Below are 16,213 nucleotides of genomic sequence, written 5' to 3' on the forward strand. Positions count from 1 at the left end.
GGAGGGGGAGGAGCGGTCCGGGGAGCGGTACTGGTTTCCATCGGGGGGTGGACGTCAGGCAAGATGGGGTGTATCTGCCCTCACGCGGCGGAGCCGCACATTGGCCCTTCTCGATCTGCCGGACGGTTTCTCTTGGCTGAGTACATCTACACGATGCGCAAGGCGCGTAAGGCGCACGGCGACAAGGTCATCCTCGATGATGTGACGCAGAGCTTCTTGCCGGGCGCGAAGATCGGTGTGGTGGGACCCAACGGCGCCGGAAAGTCCACCATTCTGAAGATCATGGCCGGTCTGGAACAGCCGTCCAACGGCGACGCGTTCCTGTCCCCGGGGTACACGGTGGGCATGCTCCTCCAGGAGCCGCCGCTGGACGAGTCCAAGACCGTGCTGCAGAACGTCCAGGACGGCGCCGCCGAGATCATGGGCAAGCTCCACCGCTTCAACGAAGTGGCCGAGCTGATGGCGACGGACTACTCCGACGCCCTCATGGAGGAGATGGGCAAGCTCCAGGAAGACCTCGACCACGCCAACGCGTGGGACCTGGACACCCAGCTCGAACAGGCCATGGACGCGCTCGGCTGCCCGCCCGGCGACTGGGCCGTCACCAACCTCTCCGGCGGTGAGCGCCGTCGCGTCGCGCTCTGCAAGCTGCTGCTCGAAGCGCCCGACCTGCTGCTCCTCGACGAGCCCACCAACCACCTGGACGCCGAGTCCGTGCAGTGGCTGGAGCAGCACCTCGCCAAGTACCCCGGCACCATCGTCGCCGTCACCCACGACCGGTACTTCCTCGACAACGTCGCCGGCTGGATCTGCGAGGTCGACCGCGGCCGTCTCCATGGCTACGAGGGCAACTACTCCAAGTACCTGGAGACCAAGCAGGCCCGTCTCAAGGTCGAGGGCCACAAGGACGCCAAGCGGGCGAAGAGGCTCAAGGAAGAACTCGAGTGGGTCCGCTCCAACGCGAAGGGGCGGCAGGCCAAGTCCAAGTCCAGGCTGGCCCGTTACGAGGAGATGGCCGCCGAGGCCGACAAGATGCGGAAGCTGGACTTCGAGGAGATCCAGATCCCGCCGGGCCCGCGTCTCGGCAGCATCGTCGTCGAGGTCGAGAACCTCTCCAAGGCGTTCGGCGACAAGGTCCTCATCGACGACCTGTCGTTCACCCTCCCGCGCAACGGCATCGTCGGCGTCATCGGCCCGAACGGCGCGGGCAAGACCACGCTGTTCAAGATGATCCAGGGCTTCGAGGAGCCGGACTCCGGCACCATCAAGGTCGGCGACACCGTCAAGATCAGCTATGTCGACCAGTCGCGCGGGAACATCGACCCGAAGAAGACGCTGTGGGCGGTCGTCTCCGACGAGCTCGACTACATCAACGTCGGCCAGGTCGAAATGCCCTCGCGCGCCTACGTCTCCGCCTTCGGTTTCAAGGGACCGGACCAGCAGAAGCCGGCCGGGGTGCTCTCCGGCGGTGAGCGCAACCGCCTCAACCTGGCGCTGACCCTCAAGCAGGGCGGCAACCTGCTGCTCCTCGACGAACCGACCAACGACCTCGACGTCGAGACCCTGTCGTCGCTGGAGAACGCGCTGCTGGAGTTCCCCGGTGCGGCCGTGGTCGTCTCCCACGACCGGTGGTTCCTCGACCGGGTCGCCACGCACATCCTGGCGTACGAGGGCGACTCCCGGTGGTTCTGGTTCGAGGGCAACTTCGAGTCGTACGAGAAGAACAAGATCGAGCGACTCGGCGCGGACGCCGCCCGCCCGCACCGCGCCACCTACAAGAAGCTCACGCGGGGCTGAGATGAGCCGGCATATCTACAGCTGTCCTCTGCGCTGGTCGGACATGGATGCCTTCGGGCATGTCAACAACGCGGTCTTCATCAGTTATCTGGAGGAGGCCCGGATCGACTTCATGTTCCGGCTGGCGCCGGGGGACGGCTCGCCGTCCTTCTCCGGCGGTTCCGTCGTCGCCCGGCACGAGATCGACTACAAGCGGCCTTTGCTGCACCGGCACGAGCCGGTCACCATCGAGTCGTGGGTGACGAAGATCAACGCCGCGTCGCTGACCATCGCGTACGAGATCAAGGACGCGGACCAGGTGTACGTGCGGGCCTCGACGGTCGTCGTCCCGTACGACCTGGAGGCGGCGCGGCCCCGGCGGATCACCGCGGAGGAGAAGTCGTATCTCCTGCGGTACGTGGACGATGACGACAAGGGTGCTCTCGCCGCATGACAGCACCGGTCCAGACACTGGAGTTCGCCGACGCGCGGGAGGCGGCCGACCTCGGCGCCTTCCTCGCCCGGCTGATCCACTACGACCGTGCCGCCGCCGTCCGGCTCCAGGCCGGCGGCGGCGCGCTCGCGGTGTTCGGCCGGCCGGTGTCCTTCGAGGTGCTGGCCATCCGCACGGCCAGGCTGGCCGCCCCGTACGAGCTGGATGTCACCGTCTCCGCCGGCGAACTCCTCGAATCCCTCGACGAGTCCGCGGGCAGCGCGGTGGTCCCGGCGGCCGTCACCGGCCCGCCATGGGCCGGGATGCTGCCGCCGCGCGGAGGCTGGCAGCAGGTGGCGGGGCTGCCCGGCGAGGAGGCCATCCGGGGCGCGCTGGCCGCCGCGGTCGCCGAATTCCGGGCCCGGGACGAACAGTTGACGCCCGAGACACGTACGCGCGCGGAGCGCGACCGTATCGGCCGCGAGATCTGGTCGCGCACGCTCGGCGACACCCGTCTCCCGCTGCGGGCCGCGCACGCGGCGCAGTCGCTGGGTTTCCTGCGCCCGGTGCGGGCGATGGTGCCGGCCGCCGCCGCGCCCGAGGAGCCGGTGGCGCTGCTCGCGTCCGGCAACTGGCTCCGGCTCCGTACGCCGTACGGCTCGATCGCGGTACGGCACGCGGGACTCGGCAGACTCACGGTCACCCCGGCCTGAGGCCGGCCCGAGTCCGGCCTGTGGCGTACGGGCGGGAAGGGGAGACCTTTCCGGTGTCGTCAGCCCGCGGTGTTCACCATCGAGGCGGCGGCGTAGGTGAGGTAGCTCCACAGCTGCCGCTCGTGCTCCTCGGACAGCTCCAGTTCGTCGACGGCCACCCGCATGTGCTTCAGCCAGGCGTCGTGCGCGGCGCTGTCGACCGTGAACGGCGCGTGGCGCATCCGCAGCCGGGGATGACCGCGGTTGTCGCTGTAGGTGCGGGGACCGCCCCAGTACTGCATCAGGAAGAGCGCCAGGCGCTCCTCGGCGGGGCCCAGATCCTCCTCCGGGTACATCGGACGCAGCAGCGGGTCCTCCGCGACCCCCTGGTAGAAGGTGCGGACCAGGCGCCGGAAGGTCTCCTCGCCGCCGACCTGCTCGTAGAAGGTCTGCTCCTGAAGCGTGCCGCGCGGAATCTCTTTCACCCGTCCATGGTCTCAGACGCGTCGGCCGAGTACATCGGTCCTAGGACTTCCCCCCGGACTCCCGGATTCCGGGCGGACTCCGGTGGATTCCGGGGCGCGAGGCCCACTCGCTTCCTGGCCGCTCACCCAGGACAGTGGAGGCATGGGCGCACACCGTGCACACCGTGAGGACGAGTACGGCCCGGACGACGCGACCGCCGCCGAGGCGCGCGCCGTGCTGGTGCGGGACATCGTGGCGGGCGGGGCACTGGACGATCCGGCCTGGCGGGCGGCGTTCGAGGAGGTGCCGCGCCATGTGTTCGTGCCGTACTACTTCGTCAGCCGCCCCGGCGGTTACGAACGGCTGTGGAGCGGGGACCCGGACCCCGTGCGGCAGCGCCGCTGGCTGAAGGGCGCGTACGCGGACGGGCCGCTCGCGACCCGGGTACGCGACGGTGAGCTGATCTCGTCCAGCAGCCAGCCCTCCCTGATGGCCCGCATGCTGGAGGAACTGGACGTACGGGACGGGGACCGGGTCCTGGAGATCGGCGCGGGCACCGGCTACAACGCCGCCCTGCTCGCCCACCGGCTGGGGGACGCGCAGGTCACCACCGTTGATCTGGACCCGGAGATCACGGAGTCCGCCCGTACCCATCTCGCGGCGGCCGGCTACCGGCCCGCCGTCGTGACCGGCGACGGGGCGCGCGGATGCCCGGAGCGGGCTCCGTACGACCGGATCATCGCGACCTGCACCCTGCCGTCGGTGCCGACGGCCTGGCTGGCGCAGTGCCTGCCGGGGGCGCGGATCCTGGCCCCGTTCGCCACCGGGCTGATCGCGCTGCGGGTCGGGGACGGCGGGGCGGACGGAAACGGTGGGGCGGGCGGAGTCCATCGCCGCCGTTACGCGGAGGGGCATTTTCTGCACACCGCCGCCTACTTCGTACCATTGCGCGGTACACCCGTGGCTCCTGGTGCGTCCGGCGGCGGGCCGATGGCGCACCGGCCCCTCGGCGGGCTGCCGAGGCGCACGATCGAGAACGACCTCTTCCGCTTTCTGCTGGCGCTGACGGCGGGCAGCCTGGACCCGCACGAGGCGCTCTCCCTGTGGGAGCGGGAGCGGCGCCCCGGGCGGGAACGGTTCGGCATCACCGTGACCGGCGACGGGCAGTGGGCCTGGCTGGACGACCCGGCGGGGCCGTACGTCTGGCCGCTCAGCGGCCCCTGAGTCCGGTCCGCCGGGCGGCGCCGAGGCGCCACCCGGCCCGACGGCTCAGCCCCGGCGGATCGCGATCGTCGTCCAGGCTCCGACATGCACCCGGTCACCGTCGTTGAGCGGGACGGGGATATAGGGCTTTATCGGGTCCTCGGCGCCGTTGAGCGTGGTGCCGTTGGTGGAGTTCTGGTCGACCACGGCCCAGCTGCCGTCCGGCTGCTGGACCAGGACCGCGTGCTGGTGCGAGACGCCCGGGTCCTCCGGCGGGACCGACAGATCGATGTCGGGGGACTCGCCGGTGGAGTGCCTGCGACGGCCGATGGTGATCTGGTTCCCGACGAGCGGAAGGTGCTGCTCCGGGGAGAAGGCCGGCAGATTCAGCCCGGTCGCCTCGGGGCCGCTGCGCTGCATCATCGCCATGAAGTAGTCACGGTCGGGACCGATGACGGCCGTCCAGCTCGTGGGCGCCTGCTGATACTGCCCCATCGGGTCCTGCTGCTGGGGCGGCCCCTGCTGCGAAGGAGCCTGCTGCGCCTGCGGAGGCTGTGGTGTCTGCGGCCCCTGGGCGTGCGAGGGCGGCGGCAGCATCCAGTCGTCCTCACCGGCCCCGGGCCTCTGCTGCTGCGGAGGAGCCGGCGGCGCGGCGGACTGCTGCTGGAAGACCGGCGGGGGCGGCGGGCCCTGGTGCTGATACGGCGGCGGGGGCGGCGGTCCCTGCTGGTGCGGCCCTTGCTGGTGCCGGCCGTGTGGTGACGGCGGCATCGGAGGCGCGGGCTGCTCGGGCGACAGCGACTCGGCGGGCCGGTTCAGCTGCGAGGGACGCGAACTCTGGTAGTCGAACGCGTCGGGCGGCGCGGGCGGCCCAGGCTGATGCGGCGCCTGCTGGTGGGGCCCCGGCTGGGGCGGTCCGGGCTGGAGCGGACCAGGCTGGGGCGGTCCGGGCTGGGACTGGAAGCCCGGCGGCAGATTCAGCCCCGGAGCCTGACCGGGACCACCGGGACCACCGGGACCACCGGGACCCTGACCGGGACCGCCCGGTCCCGCTTGATGCTGTGGCGCCAGCGGTGTGTACGACGTCGCCGTGTTCGTGAGGAAGTTCCAGCGGCACTCCTCGCAGAACGGAGCCATCGGCTCGCGCGGGGTGCGGCACTGCGGGCACAGCTGGGCCTGCTCGGTGGTGTCGAAGCCGGGACCGGGGCCTTGACCGGGGCCCGGTCCGTGCCCCTGGCCGGGACCGGGCGGGTAGCCGTAACCAGGCGCGGGTGGTGGCGGTGGCGGTGGCGGTACGGCCCCCGCGGGAGCGCCTGGTCCGGCCATGCGATGTCCGCAGACCTCGCACCAGTCTTCGGAACCCGACTGGTGTCCGTTCGGGCAGGTCGGCATGTCGGCGCTTCCCCCTCTCCTCATCCGGCCCGCAGGCCGTTGCTCACCGCTGTCGCTCCGGTACGGGTCGCCGCCGTGCTGGCCACTGCCCTGCCGGTCGCTGTTCTCGACGTTACTTCTTGACGCGAACGGTCTTGGTCGAGCGCGTCTCGAGAGTCATCTCGTCCGCGTCCGCGACCTTCGCCTTCAGTCGCACAGTACCCGTCGCCGCGTCGACGACGTCCACCACCTTCGAAAGCAGTTTCGCTGTATCCGCGTTCCCCGAGGAGGCGGCGAGCTGTACGGCTCGCCCCAGTTTCGCGGTCGCGTTGTCGAAATCTCCCGACTTGCGCGCATCCAGCCCCTGTTGGATGACTTGGGCCAGTTCGGCCTGCCCCGTGTAGTGCGCGACCTGGGGATTGATGGAGGTGGAGGCCGCCATGTCGTCCGTCCACATGGCCCGTACCAGCCCCTGGGACAGCACCTCGGGAGAGCCGCCTCCCTGTGCGGGAAGGATCAACGAGACGCGCGCGGCCAGCATCTCCTGGCCGATACCGGCCTCGGGGACCTTGACGCACAGGTGGTAGTCGCGCGACTCGTCGCCCCAGGAGCCGGTCGGGTAGTCCCCGGCGCGTGGCGCCGCCTCCGTGCGCCGCTCGGTCAACTCCTCGACCGTGGGTGCCACTTGCTTGACGAACGCGATCTCCGCCCCGACCGGCGTCCACAGTCGCAGCGCCACGTCCGCGACCTCCTTGCCCATCGCGTTCTCCATCATCCGCGTGAAGTCCCCGGCCAGGCCCGCCGGATCGGCGACGATATCGGCGGTCCCGAGCAGCGCGGAGGCGACACCGGTGACCTCTTTCACCTCCCAGTCCGTTCCCACGCCCCGGGCGTCACAGGTGAAGCGGCCGGCGACGGCGTCCAGCGTGGCCTTCAGGTCCACCGCCGACTCATGCTCGTTACGGCCGTCGGTGAGCAGAATCCCGTGCCTGATGGGGGCGTCCGCCGAGGCCAGCAACCGGTCGGTCAGCCGCAGCCAGGTCCCGATCGCCGTACCCCCGCCGGCGCTGAGCCGGCGCAGCGCGTCCTTGGCCTGCGCCCTGGACCCCGCGTCGGCCACCGCCAGGCGGCCGTTGCCCGGGAAGACCTCCTTCGCCACATGCGTACCGCCGACGATCGCGAAGGCGACTCCGTCGCGCAGGGTGTCGATGGCCGCGGCCGTGGCATCGCGCGCGTTGCGCATCTTCGTGGGCGGGTAGTCCATCGACCCGGAACAGTCGACCATGATCACCACGGCCGCGTCCGGGCTCGGTCCGGGAGTGGACGCGGGGGTGGCCGAGGCTCCCGCCAGTGGTGCTCCGCCGGTGGTGCCGCCTCCTGTCGAGGTGACCGTGACGATCGCGTTGACCTCGCGCCCGCCCTCGGGCAGGTATGCGTTCTGGTACACGTCGACGGAGAACTGCGGCACCGTCGACTTCGAGAAAATCGCCATCCGTATCGGCTCCTTGGCGCTCCACGTAGCAGAGACAAGTGAAAGACAGTGAAATCCGGGACATCGCGTGGGGCTGCGCGGCACCAGGCTCAGGGGTCGAAAGACCAAAAGGCCGCAAATAAAGCGGACATGAGTGGTCGAGAGCGGGCAGAGCGGGACTCACGCCGTGTTGTAGGCGGATCCTGCCCCTCGTGGTGGCACGGCGAACGGCAGTACAGCCACCGTTACGTTGTCGTGGCCCCCGCCGTCGAGCGCGTGCCCGACCAGCACCTGGGCCGCGTGCAGCGGCCGTGCGGCGGCGTCGGCGGGCAGCGCCCTGGCCATCTCGTCCGCGCCCTCCGCGTAGTTCCACAGGCCGTCCGTGCAGACCACCACCACCCCCGGGCGGTCCGGTTTGAACGACGCGGTGTGCGGCTCCAGTTCGTACGCGTCGGCGCCGAGCCAGCCCGTGATGGCGTGGGCCCGCTCGTCCGCGTACGCCTGCGCCTCGTTCATCAGCCCCGCCGCGACCATCTGCGCGGCCCAGGAATCGTCCTCGGTGAGCCGGGCGGGCGGGCCGCCGCGGTCGTCGGGGACCCAGTACACACGGCTGTCGCCGACCCAGCCGACGGTCAGCAGACCGCTCGCCACCACCGCGCCGACGATCGTGCACGCGGGGGCGTTCTGATGGCGGTGGGCGTCGCGGTCCAACGCGCTGGGCGGTGATACGGCAAGGGAGTTGACCGCGTCGGCGGCCACCACGATGGCGTCGTGCATCGCCTGCCGCGGATGCGTACCGCGCTCCAGCGCGCCCAGCAGGGACTCGTTCGCCGAGGACGCGGCGGCGGCCGAGGCATCGTCGGGGCGGGTCGCGGAGGACACCCCGTCGCAGACGACCGCGACCACGGCGGGCGAACCGTCCGGCAGGGCGGCGGACGACACGGCGAACGCGTCCTCATTACGGTGATGACGCAGCCCGCGGTCGCTGACCGCCGCCACCGCGCCCAGCTCCTGCTCCATATGGTCACGCTCGCGCGGCTGGGCGTGCCCGCAGTTCTCGCAGTAGCCGTCCCTGTCGACGCGCCCCGCGCGGCAGGCCACGCACACCTTGGAACCGGGCGGGGCCGTCAGCGCGGGATCTGCCGTCCGCGGATCGACCGGGTCCCCGGCCGGGTCGCCCGCCGCTTCGACGCAGGCCGGAACCGAGGCGGAGACCGGACCGGTCGCGCCCGGACCGGCGGCGGCGCTTGATACCGGCGCGGCCGGCGCGGGCACGTCCGGTGCCGGCACACCCCCTGCGGGAGCCCCCGGTACGGGTGCCAACGGCGCGGGCAGCTCGTAGTCCTCCGGATGCGCGGGCGGTCGTGAACCGCTCGACTCCAGTTCCAGCAGCTCCTCCGCGCTGTACGTGGCCGCGGCCGGGCCCGTGCCGTCCGTCCCGGCGGCCGTCGGCCACGGCGTACCGGCGACCGGAACGCCGTCCGGCGCGTTGCTGATGACGAGCGTGGGGTGGTCGCCCGGAGGCGGCGGCACAGCCGACAGGTCGTGACCGCACGCCCCGCAGAACAGGTCGCCGGACTCCAGCGGTTCCTCGCAGCTGGGGCAGACCGGCCGAGCGGCCGGATGGGGCATCTGGGACATCAATCACACCCACGTCCGAGGGCGGAAACGGTTTGCCCGCTCCACCAGTTCGATCCTCTCCTCGCCGCGCTGAGCGAGCCGGGCGAGCACCCGGTACGAGCGTTCCAGTCCGAAACGCAGCCCGCGTTCGTCCAGTTCGCTGCCGAGCAGCGAGGTCTGAGCGGGACGGGTTCCGGGACTACCGGAGAGTACCCAGTCCAGAGCCGTCCCCAATACCTCGGTCGACAACTGTTCACGCCGCACCGCGTCCAGACCGAACCGCTGGAGCGCGGACACCTGGTGCGCGGCGGCCGTCAGATCGTCGATCAGCCGCGCCTGCGCACCGGATCCGGGGGCGGGCACGTCCGGACCGCGCCGGCGCAGCCGGGCCCGTACGGCCGCGACCCGCGCCGCGGTGTAGTGGATCGACGACTCGGGCACGGACTCCAGGGTCCGTACGGCACCGGCCCGGTCACCGGCGGCCAGCCGCACCCGGGCCAGGCTGAACGCGGCACTCACATAGTTCGGGTCGGCCGTCCAGACGAGCCGGTAGTACGCGGCCGCGTTGTCCAGTTGACCGAGCACCTCCCAGCAGACGCCCAGCGCCAGCTTCGGGGCCGGTTCGCCGGGGAACGCGTCGTAGACCGCGTCGAAGGAGTCCGCCGCTCTCTCGTGATCGCCCGTCACGAGCGAGGTGACCCCTCGGTACCAGACGACCCGCCAGTCGTCGGGACGGCTTTCCTCCAGGGTGGCCAACTCCCCGGCCGCGGCGGCCGGATCACCCATTTCCAGCCGGGCGCGCAGCTCGCGCAGCCCGCGCTCCACGGACTCGGTGGGGGCGCCGGCCAGCGCGGCGAGCGCCTCGGCTGGGGCGGCGGCCGTCAGACCGGCCAGGAACCCGGCGTTCGGATCGTTCGGATCGACTGCCGGTACGGGCAGTGCCAGCGCGGTCGCGTGGGCGTCGACCGGTGTGAGCACCGGCCCGCGCGCGTCCGTCCCGGCGGCGGGAGCGGCCGGGGGCGTGTGCCGCGGGTCCGGCACGGGCGCCGGGCCCGTACCGCCGACCGCCGGTGGCAGGACCGGAGGCGGCGGAAAACCGTGGGCTCCCGCGGCACTTGTGGCGCTCGTGGCGCTCACGGAACCCGTCGCGCTCGCGGAACCCGCGGGCCCCGCGGCGGGCCCCGCCGTCACCGCCCTCGTACGACGGCGGAACAGGCCCCTGCCCCCACCGCTCCCGGCCGACCGTGCCCGCACACCCAACCGCGAGACGTCGTCCGTCAGTTCCGGGAACAGCTCCGTGTCCGTGATCCGCAGCTCAGGGCCGAACAGCGTCGACAACGAAGGGCGCGGCTGCCCCGTCTGGAGCGCCACGACCTCCCGCAACACGCCCGTCAGCTGCTCCGCCATCTCCTGTGCCGACGAGAACCGCCGTGCCGGATCCGGATCCGTCGCCCGCACCAGCAGCCGGTAGAAGGACTCGTACGTCCGGAAGATCTCGATGTTCCCGGGGTCCGGGAGCGAGTCCACGAACACGTTCGCATAGCCCTGGAAGTCGAAGGCCAGCACGGCCAGGGTGCGGGCCACCGTATAGAGATCGGAGGCCACCGACGGACCGGTCTCCGCGACCTCCGGCGCCTGGTAGCCGACCGTGCCGTAGATCGCCGAGTCCGCGTCGTCCATCCTGCGGACCGCGCCCATGTCGATGAGCTTCAGCTGGTCCTCGGTCTGAATCGCGTTGTCGATCTTGAAGTCGCAGTAGAGCAGACCCCGGCTGTGCAGATGGCCGAGCGCCTCCAGCGCCTCGATGCCGTACGCGCACGCCTGCTCGACCGGCAGCGGATCGCGGCCGCCGGTCTCCGCCCGCCGTTCGGTCAGGATCTCCTTGAGCGACTTGCCGCCGACGTACTCCATGACGATGTAGCCGTCCATGGATCCGGTGCGCTGGTCGAGGTGTTCCACGAAGTTGTAGATGCGGACGATGTTGGAGTGCTCGATCTCGGCGAGGAAGCGGCGCTCGGAGATCGCCGCTTCCATGGCGTCCTGATCACCGGTGTCGAGCAGGCCCTTGAGGACCACCCAGCGGTCCGAGACAGCACGGTCGACCGCGAGATAGATCCAGCCGAGGCCACCATGGGCCAGACAGCCCATGACCTCGTACTGCCCGTGCACGACATTGCCCTTGTGCAGCTTCGGCACGAACGAGTACGGGTGCCCGCACTTGGTGCAGAACCCTTCCGTACGCCCCGGCCGGTCGCCGCGCGCGCGGCCCACCGGCGCCCCGCAGTCGGAGCGCGAGCAGTACCGCTTCCGCTCCGGCACTTCCGGTTTCCCCATCACGGCGGACCGCGGGTCGGGACGCGGTACGTCCGGTACGGAGACCAGGCCGGCGCCCAGCCGGTTACGGCCCGAAGCGGACGCGGACGAACCGGAACTGCGCACCGACACCGACCGGGAGGACTGCTGACCGGACAGCCGGCCCGAGACCGAACGCCGTGAGGTGGACGAGCGCGCGGAGGGCCCGGAGGAGGCGCGGGTGGCGCCGCCCGACGAGGAGCGCGCGGACGGGCCGCTTCCGGAGCCGGGGCCGCCGCTCCCGCCGCCGCCCCGTGCGGCCGGCACTCCGCCCGGCGAGACGACGGGGGCCAGACCACAGGTGTCGCAGTACATCTCACCGCCGCCCATGTCTTCGTACGACCCCTCGCAGCCGGGGCGCTGGCAGGCGTTCTTCGCACTCATCCGGTCCCCCGCCCGCCTTCTCTTTCCTCTGCCGCGTGCGCCCGCGAAACGCGCGTCATACGTCCCCCCTCGCCCGTCATGCGTCCCCCTCGCCGTCGGCCGGCTCCGGCCGGCCCGGGACCAGGACGTCCGCCGCGGCCCGCTGGTAGCGCAGCACCGCCTGTTCGGCGACGCGCAGATCGCAGGGCGCGCTCCACAGCATCCGGCGGGCCGCGTCGTACCGCTCGACGAGCAGCGGATCCTCGGCCATGCCGTGCCGGGCGACCTTCGCCTTGTACGCGTCGAGCCGGCCGCGCAGCTCCGCGCGGACCGCCAGCGGCGCCGTGACCGCCGTCAACGACTCGCGAGCCCGCAGCAGTTCGTCCTCGGCGTCGCGCTCCAGCGACTCCAGCAGCGGCGAGAGCCGGTTCCACTGGGCGTGCCTGCGGTACTCGGCGGCGGTCGAGAGCCGCTCCTGGAGCGCGGTCGGCGGGCCGCTGACCGCCGGTACCTCGGACGCCGCGATCTTCGCCAGCACCTCGCCACGGGCCGACCGGGCCTCGGTGAGCGTGCGGTCCGCGCGCGACAGGACGTCACGCAGCCGCTTCAGCCGCTCCTCCGAGTCCTGGCGCACCGCGAGAACCGCTTCGATCTCCCGCCGTACGTCCTCCAGGGCACGCGCCTCCCGGTCGTAGCGCTCGGTGTCGGGACGGCCGCCGCCCGGGGCCGAACTGCCGGGCGCGGGACGCCAGAAGGCCAGCGGATCGGAGACCACCTGGGCGCGCAGCGTGGTCAGCTCCCGCGTGATCGACTCCAGGTCGTCACCGGCCGGATGCTCCCCGGGCCGTACCCCGACGGAGTGCGCCAGCGAACGGGTGCGCCGCAACTCCGCCGAGAGCAGATCGATCCGGGCCGGCAGCGCCGACCAGACCGCGTCGGCCGCCACGACCATGTCCAGGGAGGACGCGTACAGCTCGTTCATCCGGGACACCAGCTCGGCGAGCGTGAAGTGCTCGGAGAGCTTGGCCGGGGTGCCGAGGGCCGCCGACCCGCCTGCCGCGGCGCCCGCGACGGTGACACCGCGGCCGCGCAGCGTCTCGGTCAGCTCCACCAGATCGTCGCGGTTCGGCCAGCGCCGCCTGGCACGCGCCTCCCGGGCGCCGGTCAGCGCCTCCGTGTAGCTGTCGAAGTACGTCCACAGCAAGGTGATCGACTGCTCGGCGGCGGCCCAGCGGTCCTTGGTGACCCCGGTCAGCTCGGCCCCTTCGAGGAGTCTGCGGCCGGAGTGGTCCTGGAGGGCGAGCAGAGAGGTCTCGATCGCCTCGTACTCCGCTTCGAGGCGTGCCAAGGCCCGGTCCACCTCGTCCCGGTCCATCACCGGTCCCGGCGGCCTCCCCGACGAGTCGGGGAAGGAACCCATGACGCCCATCGATCACCTCTCCGCTCGTATCCCTGCCCGGCCTTGCCCTGCTGCCCTGCTGTTCAGCTCTGCCCCGCGCTGTTCCGCCGCGCGCCGCCCTGTCCTGCTCCTGTCCTGCTCCTGATCCCCGCCGCGCCGGCCGGTCTCGTCAGTCGGCGAACGGCGGCTCGGTTATGCCGGGCAGTCCCGCCTTCAGCCAGTGGTTGTACGCCTTCATCCAACGGCTGTCCTTCCCGCCCGCGCGGTACTCCTCCAGCACGTGATTCACCCGGCCGACCAGATCGTCGTTGCCCAACTTCGCGGCGACGCCGTAGTACTCCGGGGGCAACGGCTCCCCGACCAGCTCGACGTCCGGATCCTGCGCCGCCTGGCCGGCCGCGAGCGCGTTGTCCGTCACCACCGCGTCGACCTCGCCCAGCTGGAGCCGCACCAGGCAGTCGAGCTGGTTGGGCACGATGTACTCGGGCTTGTCGAAGACCGCGCCGTACGACTTCTTCTTCAGCGCGTTGTACGCCGTCGAGTCCCTGGCCGTGCACACCCGCTTGCCGCGCAGCGTTTCGTCGAAGCCCGTGACCGGCGAGCCCTCGGGAACCAGGACCTGCTGGCCCACCTGGAAGTACGGCGTGGAGAACGTCACCCTCTCGCTGCGCTCACAGGTGATCGTCATCGTCCTGACGACGAGGTCGACCGTGCCCTTCGCCAGCGCCTCCTCGCGCTGTTCGGTGGGAACGGCGCGGAAGGTGACGTCCTGCGGACTGCCGAGAATGTCCGTGGCTATGGCCTTGGCGAGATCGATGTCGAAGCCTTCCAGCTCGCCGGTGTCCGGGTTGCGGGAACCCCAGCGATAGCTGTTCTGATCGACACCGACGATGAGCTTCCTCGCAGCGCCCTGACGATCCCGGATCGCCTTGACGCCCGGGGCGTTGTTGTCGTCGGAGGGCGGCACGGGCTCCGGGTCCACGCAGGCGTCGGCCCGCGCGGGCACGGCCGTGGCGGTCCGCTGAGCGGCCCGGTCCGACCGCTCCGCGGCCGCGTGGGGCAACTGCGGCAGAGCGAGCGCGGCGGTCAGCGCACAGGCACCGGCCATGGCCGACACGCCACCCCAGCCGTGGAACCTGCCGGACCGGCGGGACGTGGAGGACCAGCGGGGCCGACGGGGCCCCTTCACGGACGTCATCCCCGCGCCTCTCACCGGTACTCCGAAATCCTGCGGCCGATGCCCAGCACGGCGCCCACAGCGCCCAGCAGACCCAGCAGCGCGCCCGCACCGATTCCCAGTCCGTACAACGCGGTCCTGCCCTTCTCGGCGGACCGGGAGAAGTCGCTCTTCTCCTGCCCCAGCGCCTTGTCCAGCTCCGTGCGCACCTCGTCGAACGACTCGCCCGTGGTGCCCTTGCCACCGATGACCTTCTTCAGCGCGGCATCGAAGTCACCGGCCTTGTCCGTGGCGGCCACCGACGTGTGGAGTTCCCGCCAACGGGCGGCCGACGCCTGCGCGACGCGCACCGGTTCGGCGCCCGCCTCGTTGTCGGCGAGCTTCCCGGCCCTGCCGAGCGCGGCGTCCAGCTTGTCCATGCTCGCGTTGAAGTCCGTCTCGTACTGGTCGCGGCCGTCCTCCGTAAGGACGGAGCCCCGCGCGATCAGCGTGAGATTCTCACTCGCGCGGGCCTTGAGGAAGCTGATCCGGGCGTCGTTGAGAGCCTCCAGCGATGCCTGGCCCTGTTCCTGCGCGTTGTTCAGCTGCACGCGCGCGACGGCCTGACCGCCGGCCAGCCACAACAGCAGCACGGTGAACGCGAGGGTGGCGGCGACCAGGCCCCGGTTGAACACCCTGTTCGTCCTGCGGTAGTCGCGCCGCTGCGTCCAGGCGAGGCCGCCCAGCGCCGCCACCCCCAGCACCAGCGAGACGTACGGCCACAGCCTCGCGTCGTCGTTGTCCCGGGTGAGCCGGGCTGTCTCCGCGTCGTACAACCTCTGTGCGGCGGGCAGCAGTTCCTCGGTCATCACCTGGTTCGCGTACTGGAGATAGGCACCGCCCAGCGGCAGCCCCTGACGCTCGTTGGCACGGGCGCGCTCGATCAGCCCCGTATACCGGGGGAGGCCCTCGTTCAGCGTGGCTATCTGCCGGCCCGATTCGCTGGAACTGTCCGTATGTGTGGCGGCCCTGACCAGCAGCCTGGACGCCTCCTCGATGCCGTCCCGGTAGCGCGACGACAACGTGACGTCCTCCTCGTAGCGTTCGCGCTCGTCGGCCCGCGTCCGTGTGTTCTGCGCGCCCGACAGGAAGCCGCTCGCCGCGGCCGAATCGGCGTCGGCCAGCCATCCGTAGATGTTGGCCGCGTCCTCGCTCAGCGGCTGACTCCCCTCGACCACGGCGTCGGCGGAGGTGAACCGGTCGGCCCCCTCCAGCGTCGCCGCCGCCCCGAACGCCAGGACCAGCACGGCCAGGGCCGCGCCGATGATCCTCAGCCGCCCCGGCTCCGTCGTCGCCGCGGCGCGCAGCCGTGCCTTGGTCTCCGTCCACGCGCTGTGCCGCCCCGGTGGCGGTCCCGCCGGTCCGCCCGGGGCCGGTGGCGCCGACGGACGCGCGGGCGCATGCGTCGGAGCCGATGGTGGCGCGGTGCGCACATTCGGCGGGTATGTCACGTGACCTCCCCCTCGGTCATTTGACGACGACGATGCGGCCCCCGGCGGATTCGGGGGGACAAACTCCCGGTCAGCAGTATGGCGCCCGGGACCGACAACTACACCAGGCCTGACTGGATCTTGTTACGTACCGGGGTGCTCACGAGCTGTTCCGGTTGGTGCCGACCTACGCCGAACTACGTTCCGTGCCAGTTGCCGAGCTGAAGAGCCATCGAGCCATCGAGTCGAGCTATTGAGTCGTCGAGCTGTCGAATCTTCGGCTCTCCGGCCTCCGGCGGCCGTGCGGTCCCCGCTCTCCTGTGAATACGCCGGACACCGTTGATCGGTTCCCCTCCACGGGAGTTCGTACGCGTTCGGATGAGTTATCCGGCGGACGGATGCAATGGCGGCTGCGCCATGCC

Annotated in this window: 12 protein-coding genes; 4 read left to right on the forward strand and 8 right to left on the reverse strand. The window is 71.4% G+C overall.

From position 1 onward, the window contains the following. Positions 1-132: 132 nt before the first annotated feature. Genes ettA through ACIOJD_RS08240 form a run of 3 tightly spaced genes read left to right on the forward strand, consistent with a single transcriptional unit; the run spans position 133 to position 2,922 of the window. Positions 133-1,797 (forward strand): energy-dependent translational throttle protein EttA, encoded by a 1,665-nt coding sequence (gene ettA / locus ACIOJD_RS08230; protein WP_401909731.1) that lies wholly within the window; start codon positions 133-135, stop codon positions 1,795-1,797. Between the two features lies 1 nt (position 1,798). Beyond that, a complete protein-coding gene (locus ACIOJD_RS08235; RefSeq protein ID WP_401909734.1) occupies positions 1,799-2,230 on the forward strand; it encodes an acyl-CoA thioesterase in 432 nt (143 codons plus the stop codon). After that, positions 2,227-2,922, forward strand: coding sequence for a hypothetical protein (locus ACIOJD_RS08240; RefSeq protein ID WP_401909736.1), 696 nt, complete (start codon positions 2,227-2,229; stop codon positions 2,920-2,922). The genes ACIOJD_RS08235 and ACIOJD_RS08240 overlap by 4 nt, the downstream gene beginning before the upstream one ends. Positions 2,923-2,981: 59 nt before the next feature. Here the strand turns inward: ACIOJD_RS08240 and ACIOJD_RS08245 are convergent, their stop codons facing one another. Beyond that, complete coding sequence (locus tag ACIOJD_RS08245) at positions 2,982-3,386, reverse strand: globin (protein ID WP_401909739.1); 405 nt, start codon at positions 3,384-3,386, stop codon at positions 2,982-2,984. A 142-nt stretch (positions 3,387-3,528) separates the two neighbouring features. Here ACIOJD_RS08245 and ACIOJD_RS08250 point away from each other — a divergent pair, with 142 nt between their 5' ends. After that, positions 3,529-4,590 (forward strand): methyltransferase domain-containing protein, encoded by a 1,062-nt coding sequence (locus ACIOJD_RS08250; RefSeq protein WP_401909742.1) that lies wholly within the window; start codon positions 3,529-3,531, stop codon positions 4,588-4,590. Between the two features lie 45 nt (positions 4,591-4,635). On the opposite strand, the gene ACIOJD_RS08255 is transcribed toward ACIOJD_RS08250, so the two are convergent. The 7 genes from ACIOJD_RS08255 to ACIOJD_RS08285 all read right to left on the reverse strand — a co-directional run bounded on the left by ACIOJD_RS08255 (position 4,636) and on the right by ACIOJD_RS08285 (position 15,812). Continuing rightward, complete coding sequence (locus ACIOJD_RS08255; protein WP_401909743.1) at positions 4,636-5,961, reverse strand: FHA domain-containing protein; 1,326 nt, start codon at positions 5,959-5,961, stop codon at positions 4,636-4,638. Positions 5,962-6,073: 112 nt separating this feature from the next. Then, positions 6,074-7,432: a VWA domain-containing protein gene (locus tag ACIOJD_RS08260; protein ID WP_401909746.1), complete on the reverse strand. Its 1,359-nt coding sequence runs from the start codon at positions 7,430-7,432 to the stop codon at positions 6,074-6,076. A gap of 159 nt (positions 7,433-7,591) precedes the next feature. Continuing rightward, positions 7,592-9,052, reverse strand: a complete 1,461-nt coding sequence (locus tag ACIOJD_RS08265) for a protein phosphatase 2C domain-containing protein (RefSeq protein WP_401909749.1) — start codon at positions 9,050-9,052, stop codon at positions 7,592-7,594. 3 nt (positions 9,053-9,055) lie between these two features. Next, positions 9,056-11,767 (reverse strand): tetratricopeptide repeat protein, encoded by a 2,712-nt coding sequence (locus tag ACIOJD_RS08270; RefSeq protein ID WP_401909751.1) that lies wholly within the window; start codon positions 11,765-11,767, stop codon positions 9,056-9,058. A 76-nt stretch (positions 11,768-11,843) separates the two neighbouring features. Then, complete coding sequence (locus ACIOJD_RS08275; RefSeq protein ID WP_401909754.1) at positions 11,844-13,175, reverse strand: hypothetical protein; 1,332 nt, start codon at positions 13,173-13,175, stop codon at positions 11,844-11,846. 139 nt (positions 13,176-13,314) lie between these two features. Continuing rightward, positions 13,315-14,343: a glutamate ABC transporter substrate-binding protein gene (locus ACIOJD_RS08280; protein WP_401909757.1), complete on the reverse strand. Its 1,029-nt coding sequence runs from the start codon at positions 14,341-14,343 to the stop codon at positions 13,315-13,317. 11 nt (positions 14,344-14,354) lie between these two features. After that, positions 14,355-15,812, reverse strand: a complete 1,458-nt coding sequence (locus ACIOJD_RS08285; protein WP_401909759.1) for a hypothetical protein — start codon at positions 15,810-15,812, stop codon at positions 14,355-14,357. Positions 15,813-16,213 lie beyond the last annotated feature (401 nt).

It is taken from the genome of Streptomyces sp. NPDC088116 (assembly GCF_044741745.1).
In the GTDB taxonomy this organism is placed as follows: domain Bacteria; phylum Actinomycetota; class Actinomycetes; order Streptomycetales; family Streptomycetaceae; genus Streptomyces.